The sequence below is a fragment of the Citrobacter sp. S46_ASV_140 genome (assembly GCF_018919545.1).
Lineage (GTDB): Bacteria > Pseudomonadota > Gammaproteobacteria > Enterobacterales > Enterobacteriaceae > Citrobacter > Citrobacter braakii.
In genome coordinates this window covers 1-7,835 of sequence record NZ_JAHLRC010000143.1, presented here as the reverse complement: position 1 = coordinate 7,835, position 7,835 = coordinate 1, and the positions used below count along the sequence as shown (strand labels likewise).

The window sequence follows — 7,835 nt, the reverse complement described above, 5'->3', positions numbered from 1 at the left end:
GGGTATACACCGCGCCAATTCCGGCATTAAACAACGGACACTCTTCCAACAAACGCACGGCTTCGGTGACCACATCCAGTGCGCTACGACCGTCTTCAAGCATCCGCTGGCCGGTTTCAACGATATCCGACAGCGCCTGTATATAACGCAATTCTTGCTCCTGGCTCAGTAGCGCGCGGGTGATAGCCCCTGCGCCGCCGTGAATTGCAATGACTGCTTTACCCATTTTATTCGTCCATTAGGTGGCGGGTACCGGGGGATTATAAATATCAGAATTTCGGTGACTTATTGATTCGATTTTTGAATATAGAAAGATGCAGACGTCATGTAAAGGTAAAGGCCCGCACCTCACACCCCGTCTCATCAGGTCATTCAGATGTATTTAACGGAAAGGAGATCTCTCGACGTTGGTGCTAAATTATTCAAGCCGATCGGTAATCTGTTTTTTTGCATAAAACACAAAGCGTTCTACAGACGGCATACACGCTGCCCAGTTATGTTTGGTTAACCCCAGATATTCGGCACGCGCTGCTTGCAGCAAATCAGCATGCTCAGCGGGTAATTGCGGCAGAAGCCAGGATGCGGCCTCATCTTTAGCGACAATATTACCCGTAACCACGCTATACCAGATACGTGCCAGAGCAAGGATGATATTACGCTCGTCCCCCTCTAAATCAGCCGGTTTCTGCCACATCTCAAGGATATGCCGAAATGTTTGCAATACATCGCTAAACGGAATGACGTTAAATAACGTCTCAGCCGGTTCACCGAACAGCGGTACGCTGGCGCGCCGGGCCTGGGTCAGCAGAATAGAAAGATCAGGATCCACCATTGCCGGTTCAAACACGCCAGCACGAATATCATCACGCAACCATTCGCCAAACTGCATTTCTCTCGCCGGTGGGAATCGCCACGGCACGATCTGCGAGTGCAGAACCACGGTCACTTCCAGCGCACGATATGGCCCGGAGGTGCCGGGAGGCGCTGAAATGGTCAGCAAATCCTGCATCAGTTTTTTTCTTTGTCGGGCATTTATTGGTTCACGCAGGGTGACCAATAAATCAATGTCGCTTTGGGGTTTTAAGCCGCCTTCAACCGCAGAGCCATACAAATGAAGGGCAATGAGATTCCCCGCGAAAATCTGGCGGATGCACGCACTGGCGGCCTCCACCTGTCGTCGAATTGCGTCTGGAATAATATTAGCCATTTAGCCCCAGGGAAAAAAGAGCGGAAATATTGAGTCTATACTGCATTCTTCTTGCTGCGCTATCCCTGACACAAAACCTTTACCAGATCTGATTCTAAGCCTGAGGTAGCATACTGCCCGCGTCCATTTTCTGACATAATGAGCAGATTCGATTTTGCCCCGCAGGAGTCTTCTCATGGAATTTACCGCCGGACTGATGCCGCTTGAAACGGCTCTCTCTCAGATGCTTTCGCGTATTACCCCGCTCACCGCCGTCGAAACGCTGCCGCTGGTTCAATGCTTTGGCCGTATTCTGGCCACCGACGTTGTCTCCCCCATTGATGTACCGGGATTCGATAACTCGGCAATGGATGGCTATGCGGTACGATTAGCCGATTTACAATCTGATCAGCCGCTTGCTGTGGCGGGTAAAGCCTTTGCCGGTCAGCCTTTCCATGGCGAGTGGCCTGCGGGAACCTGCATCCGAATTATGACCGGCGCCCCGGTGCCAGCTGGTTGTGAAGCGGTGGTGATGCAGGAGCAAACGGAACAAACTGACGACGGGGTGCGTTTTACCGCCGAAGTCCGCCGCGGGCAAAATATTCGTCTGCGCGGTGAAGATATTGCAAACGGCGCGGTGGTGTTTCCCGCCGGGACTCGGCTGACAACCGGCGAGCTTCCCGTTCTGGCTTCGCTCGGTGTTGCCGATGCTCCCGTAGTGCGCAAAGTCCGCGTGGCGCTGTTCTCCACCGGTGATGAACTGCAGTTGCCAGGTCAGCCGCTGGGAGACGGGCAGATTTATGACACTAACCGTCTGACCGTTCACCTGATGCTGCAACAGTTGGGCTGCGAAGTGATCAACCTGGGGATTATTCGCGACGATCCCAACGCGCTGCGTGCCGCGTTTATCGAAGCCGACAGCCAGGCCGATGTCGTCATCAGTTCCGGCGGCGTTTCAGTAGGCGAAGCGGATTACACTAAAACTATTCTGGAAGAGCTGGGAGAAATTGCCTTCTGGAAGCTGGCCATCAAACCGGGCAAACCGTTCGCGTTTGGCAAACTGAGCAACAGCTGGTTTTGCGGTCTGCCGGGTAATCCAGTGTCTGCGGCCCTCACCTTCTATCAACTGGTACAACCGCTCCTGGCGAAACTCAGCGGCAACACCGCCTGTGGACTACCGCCTCGCCAGCGCGTGCGCACCGCCTCACGCCTGAAGAAAACACCTGGCCGTCTGGATTTTCAGCGCGGTGTATTGCAGCGTACCGCTGAAGGCGAACTGGAAGTCACCACTACCGGGCACCAGGGCTCGCATATTTTTAGCTCTTTTAGCCAGGGTAACTGTTTTATCGTGCTGGAGCGCGATCGCGGTAACGTCGAAGCCGGCGACTGGGTTGAGGTCGAGCCGTTTAACGCACTGTTTGGAGGCCTGTAATGGCAGAACTCAGCGACCAGGAGATGATGCGCTATAACCGGCAAATCATTCTGCGCGGCTTCGATTTCGAAGGTCAGGAAGCGCTCAAGGAGGCGCGGGTACTGGTCGTTGGTGTGGGGGGACTGGGATGCGCAGCAACTCAGTACCTTGCAGGCGCTGGCGTCGGGCATTTAACCTTGCTCGACTTTGACACAGTCTCCGTGTCGAACCTCCAGCGCCAGACGCTGCACAGCGATGCGACCGTTGGACAACCAAAAGTGCTATCCGCCCGCGACGCACTGGCGCGGATTAACCCTTATATCGCCATTACGCCGGTGAATGCGCTGCTGGACGAGAGCGAGATTCACACGCTTATTACCGAACACGATTTAGTGCTGGACTGTACGGATAATGTCAGCATCCGCAATCAGTTGAATGCCGGATGCTTCGCCGCCAGGATTCCGCTGGTTTCCGGTGCGGCAATTCGCATGGAAGGACAAATTACCGTATTTACCTACCAGGAAGGAGAGCCCTGCTACCGTTGCCTGAGCCGTCTGTTCGGTGAAAACGCCCTGACCTGCGTAGAGGCCGGAGTGATGGCCCCGCTGATCGGCGTGATCGGCTCGTTACAGGCGATGGAAGCCATTAAGCTACTGGCTAACTACGGTAAACCGGCTTCAGGAAAAATCGTCATGTACGACGCCATGACCTGCCAGTTTCGCGAAATGAAGCTGATGCGCAATCCCACCTGTGAGGTCTGCGGGAGTTAGCAGAGAAATCGTCGGCACCGCACTATTGCCAGAGGGCGATGCTAATGCCTCTTATCAGGCCTACTACAGCGCATTGTGTAGGCCGGATAAGGTGTCAGCCGCCATCCGGCAAAACAGACTTACAGAGAAGTGCGTCCAAATGCGCTCTGCCAGTCGTGCTCGAACTTCGCTACGGCAGCATCAACGGCCGGAGAGCTAATCATCTGCTGAGCGACATCCAGCGGCAGCGTGATGGACTCGCAGCCTGCCAGCAGGCAATCCAGCGCCTGACGCGGCGTTTTAAAACTGGCGGCCAGTACTTTGGCGTGCGGGGCATGCATTTTCAGTAAGGTTTGCAGATCGGTCACCGTCTGAATGCCGTCCCCCCCCTGCGCATCCACACGGTTAACGTATGGCGCAACGTATTCGGCCCCCGCAAGCGCAGCTAATAGCCCTTGAGCAGCGCCGTATACCGCGGTACCCAACGTAGGGATCCCTTCTTCTTTCAGCAATTTAATGGCCGTCAAACCTTCTGCCGTGACCGGCACTTTGACCACGATATCCGCAATGATTGCCCGCAACTTACGCGCATCACTGACCATGCCTTCGGCGGTGGTCGCCATTACCTGAGCAAACAGGCGTCCTTGCCCTCCCATCGCTTCCTGCAGTTGCGGCAGTAACACGTCCAGCGTCTGCTTACCAGCCGCCACAATGCTTGGGTTAGTGGTCACCCCTGCCAGCGGAAAAACCCGCGCCAGAGCTTTTACCGCGTCAACGTCAGACGTATCTAAATAGAGTTCCATAACCTTTCCTCAAACGAATAATTAGCATGAATAAAAGGTAGCACGGCGAAACCTCACGGTTAGTTGACGTACGTCAATATAACTTTCATTCGAAAGTAATTTAATCTTTATACGAAAGATGAGAGGCCGCTTATGATTTTCAATATCCAGCGCTATTCCACACATGATGGTCCCGGTATCCGTACCGTGGTGTTCCTTAAGGGATGCTCTCTGGGCTGTCGGTGGTGCCAGAATCCGGAAAGCCGTGCCCGCACGCAGGATCTGCTCTATGACGCGCGTTTGTGCCTCGACGGTTGCGATCTCTGTGCTCAGGCCGCACCGAAGGTGATTGAACGCGCGCTGAGCGGATTGCTGATTCATCGCGAAAAACTGACCGATGATGCGCTCACGGCGCTGACCCACTGCTGTCCAACCCAGGCGCTGACCGTCTGCGGAGAGGAAAAAAGCGTGGACGACATCATGGCGACCGTAGTGCGTGATAAACCGTTTTACGATCGCAGCGGCGGGGGTCTCACCCTGTCTGGCGGTGAACCCTTTATGCAGCCAGAACTGGCGGCAGCGCTGCTCAAAGCCAGCCACGATGCAGGTATTCATACAGCGGTTGAAACCTGTCTGCATGTCCCGTGGAAGTATATTGAACCGTCATTACCTGACGTCGACCTGTTCCTGGCCGATTTAAAACATGTCGCCGACGCGCCGTTTAAACAGTGGACCGATGGCAGCGCCTCTCGCGTACTGGAAAATCTGAAAAAACTGGCCGCCGCCGGTAAAAAAATGGTTATCCGCGTCCCCCTGATTCAGGGGTTCAACGCTGACGAAGCCGCTATTCAGGCCATTACCGATTTTGCTGCCGACGAGCTTCACGTCGATGAGATCCATTTTTTGCCCTACCACACGCTGGGCATCAACAAATACCACTTACTCAGTCAACCCTACAACGCACCGGATAAACCGCTTGATGCGCCTGCGCTGCTCGAATTTGCCCAGCAGTACGCCAGCCTGAAAGGTTTAACCGCGACCCTACGAGGATAATCGCCATGACCACTCTGAAACTGGACACACTCAGCGACCGTATCAAAGCGCATAAAACGGCCCTGATTCACATCGTGAAGCCGCCGGTTTGTACCGAGCGCGCCCAGCACTATACCGAGATGTATCAACAGCATCTGGATAAACCTATCCCGGTTCGCCGCGCGCTGGCGCTGGCCCATCATCTGGCGGAACGCACCATCTGGATCAAGCATGACGAACTGATCATTGGTAACCAGGCAAGCGAAGTGCGTGCCGCGCCAATCTTCCCGGAATACACCGTGTCGTGGATTGAAAAAGAGATCGATGACCTCGCCGACAGGCCGGGCGCGGGCTTTGCGGTAAGCGAAGAGAACAAACGCGTGTTGCACGAGGTGTGTCCATGGTGGCGTGGTCAGACCGTGCAGGATCGCTGCTACGGGATGTTTACGGACGAGCAGAAAGGGCTGCTGGAAACCGGCATTATCAAAGCCGAAGGTAACATGACCTCCGGTGACGCACACCTGGCGGTAAATTTCCCGCTGCTGCTGGAAAAAGGTCTCGACGGCCTGCGCCACAAAGTTGATGAACGTCGTTCCCGCATCAATCTGACATGTCTGGAAGACCTTCATGGTGATCAGTTTCTGAAAGCGATTGATATCGTGCTGGAGGCCGTCAGTCTGCACATTGAGCGTTTTGCCACGCTGGCACGTAAAATGGCGGCCACGGAAACTCGCGCCAGTCGTCGTGATGAACTGCTGACCATGGCGGACAACTGCGATGTGATCGCCCATGAGCCGCCAAAAACGTTCTGGCAGGCGCTGCAGTTGTGCTATTTCATCCAGTTGATCCTGCAAATTGAATCGAATGGTCACTCAGTGTCGTTTGGTCGCATGGATCAGTACCTCTATCCGTTCTACCGTCGTGACGTAGAACTGAACCAGAGCCTCGATCGTGAGCTCGCCATTGAGCTGCTGCACAGCTGCTGGCTGAAACTGCTGGAAGTGAACAAAATCCGCTCCGGCTCCCATTCGAAAGCCTCGGCGGGTAGCCCGCTGTATCAGAACGTGACCATTGGTGGCCAAAACCTGGTTAACGGTCAGGCAATGGATGCTGTCAATCCGCTCTCCTACGCTATTCTGGAATCCTGCGGCCGCCTGCGTTCTACTCAGCCAAACCTGAGCGTGCGTTATCATGCAGGGATGAGTAATGATTTCCTGGATGCCTGTGTACAGGTGATCCGCTGCGGCTTCGGGATGCCTGCCTTTAATAACGACGAAATCGTCATACCTGAATTCATTAAGCTTGGCATTGAACCGCAGGACGCCTATGACTATGCGGCCATTGGTTGCATCGAAACCGCTGTTGGCGGCAAATGGGGCTACCGCTGTACCGGTATGAGCTTTATTAACTTTGCCCGCGTGATGCTGGCAGCGCTGGAAGGTGGTCGCGATGCCACCAGCGGTAAAGTATTTCTGCCACAGGAAAAAGCGCTCTCGGCTGGTAACTTCAACAATTTCGACGAAGTGATGGATGCCTGGGATGCGCAGATTCGCTACTACACGCGTAAATCTATCGAAATTGAGTATGTTGTCGACACCATGCTGGAAGAGAACGTACACGATATTCTGTGCTCTGCGCTGGTAGATGACTGTATTGAACGCGCGAAAAGCATTAAGCAAGGCGGCGCGAAATACGACTGGGTATCGGGTTTGCAGGTGGGTATTGCCAACCTCGGCAACAGCCTGGCTGCGGTGAAGAAACTGGTCTTTGAACAAGGCGCTATCGGTCAGCAACAGCTGGCCGCCGCGCTGGCCGCCGATTTTGACGGTCTGACCCACGAACAATTACGCCAGCGACTGATCAACGGCGCACCGAAATACGGCAACGATGACGATAGCGTTGATACGCTGCTGGCTCGCGCTTATCAGACCTATATCAATGAGTTAAAACAGTATCATAATCCGCGTTACGGACGTGGCCCGGTTGGCGGCAATTACTACGCGGGTACCTCATCGATCTCCGCAAACGTACCGTTTGGCGCGGCAACGATGGCCACACCGGATGGTCGTAAGGCGCACACTCCGCTGGCAGAAGGCGCAAGCCCGGCTTCCGGAACGGACCATCTCGGCCCAACAGCGGTAATTGGCTCGGTGGGTAAACTGCCGACCGGTTCAATCCTCGGCGGCGTGTTGTTAAACCAGAAGCTGAACCCGGCCACGCTGGAGAATGAATCCGATAAGCAAAAGCTGATGATCCTGCTGCGTACCTTCTTTGAAGAGCACAAAGGCTGGCATATTCAGTACAACATTGTCTCCCGTGAAACGCTGCTGGAAGCCAAAAAGCACCCGGATCAGTATCGTGACCTAGTGGTCCGTGTAGCAGGTTATTCGGCCTTCTTCACCGCGCTGTCTCCAGATGCGCAGGACGATATCATCGCACGTACTGAACATATGCTGTAATCCCCCTTACCCGGCGGCATTTCGCTTGCCGGGTATTCTTCTTTCGAATGAAATAAATTTGTGCTTTAGCTCACATTGTTATTAAAATGTTTCTGGTCGCAGTTATGAGCCAGGAGCAAGTATGACCATCAAAGTTATCGTCACTGATATGGACGGAACTTTTCTCGACGACGCCAAAAAATACGATCATGCACGTTTTATGGCGCAGTATCAGGA

At 54.3% G+C, this 7,835-nt stretch carries 7 protein-coding genes and 1 pseudogene; 5 read left to right on the top strand and 3 right to left on the bottom strand.

Annotation, left to right across the window (positions count from 1 at the left end; genetic code table 11):
* The coding region (locus KQJ19_RS20945) for an isoaspartyl peptidase/L-asparaginase (protein WP_216404078.1) at positions 1-226 on the bottom strand (226 nt) is incomplete at its 3' end.
* A gap of 192 nt (positions 227-418) precedes the next feature.
* Positions 419-1,207 carry an aminoglycoside adenylyltransferase family protein gene (locus KQJ19_RS20940; RefSeq protein ID WP_103766079.1) on the bottom strand — a complete coding sequence of 263 codons (789 nt, stop codon included), beginning with the start codon at positions 1,205-1,207 and terminating at the stop codon, positions 419-421.
* Positions 1,208-1,382: 175 nt separating this feature from the next.
* Here KQJ19_RS20940 and moeA point away from each other — a divergent pair, with 175 nt between their 5' ends.
* Together moeA and moeB are read left to right on the top strand one after the other, a co-directional pair.
* Positions 1,383-2,618 (top strand): molybdopterin molybdotransferase MoeA, encoded by a 1,236-nt coding sequence (moeA, locus tag KQJ19_RS20935; RefSeq protein WP_200107589.1) that lies wholly within the window; start codon positions 1,383-1,385, stop codon positions 2,616-2,618.
* Entirely contained in the window at positions 2,618-3,367 is a 750-nt protein-coding gene (gene moeB, locus KQJ19_RS20930) for a molybdopterin-synthase adenylyltransferase MoeB (protein WP_016152385.1), read from the top strand. The genes moeA and moeB overlap by 1 nt, the downstream gene beginning before the upstream one ends.
* Before the next feature lie 119 nt (positions 3,368-3,486).
* Here the strand turns inward: moeB and fsa are convergent, their stop codons facing one another.
* A complete protein-coding gene (gene fsa / locus KQJ19_RS20925; RefSeq protein ID WP_019076360.1) occupies positions 3,487-4,149 on the bottom strand; it encodes a fructose-6-phosphate aldolase in 663 nt (220 codons plus the stop codon).
* A 132-nt stretch (positions 4,150-4,281) separates the two neighbouring features.
* Between fsa and KQJ19_RS20920 the strand changes: the two genes are divergently transcribed.
* From KQJ19_RS20920 to KQJ19_RS20910, 3 genes and pseudogenes are all read left to right on the top strand, one after another.
* Positions 4,282-5,181, top strand: coding sequence for a glycyl-radical enzyme activating protein (locus tag KQJ19_RS20920; protein WP_016152383.1), 900 nt, complete (start codon positions 4,282-4,284; stop codon positions 5,179-5,181).
* A 5-nt stretch (positions 5,182-5,186) separates the two neighbouring features.
* On the top strand, positions 5,187-7,619 hold the full coding sequence (locus tag KQJ19_RS20915) for a formate C-acetyltransferase/glycerol dehydratase family glycyl radical enzyme (RefSeq protein WP_103766077.1): 2,433 nt from the start codon (positions 5,187-5,189) through the stop codon (positions 7,617-7,619).
* Positions 7,620-7,740: 121 nt separating this feature from the next.
* Positions 7,741-7,835, top strand: a pseudogene (locus KQJ19_RS20910) (sugar-phosphatase); the annotation flags it as partial.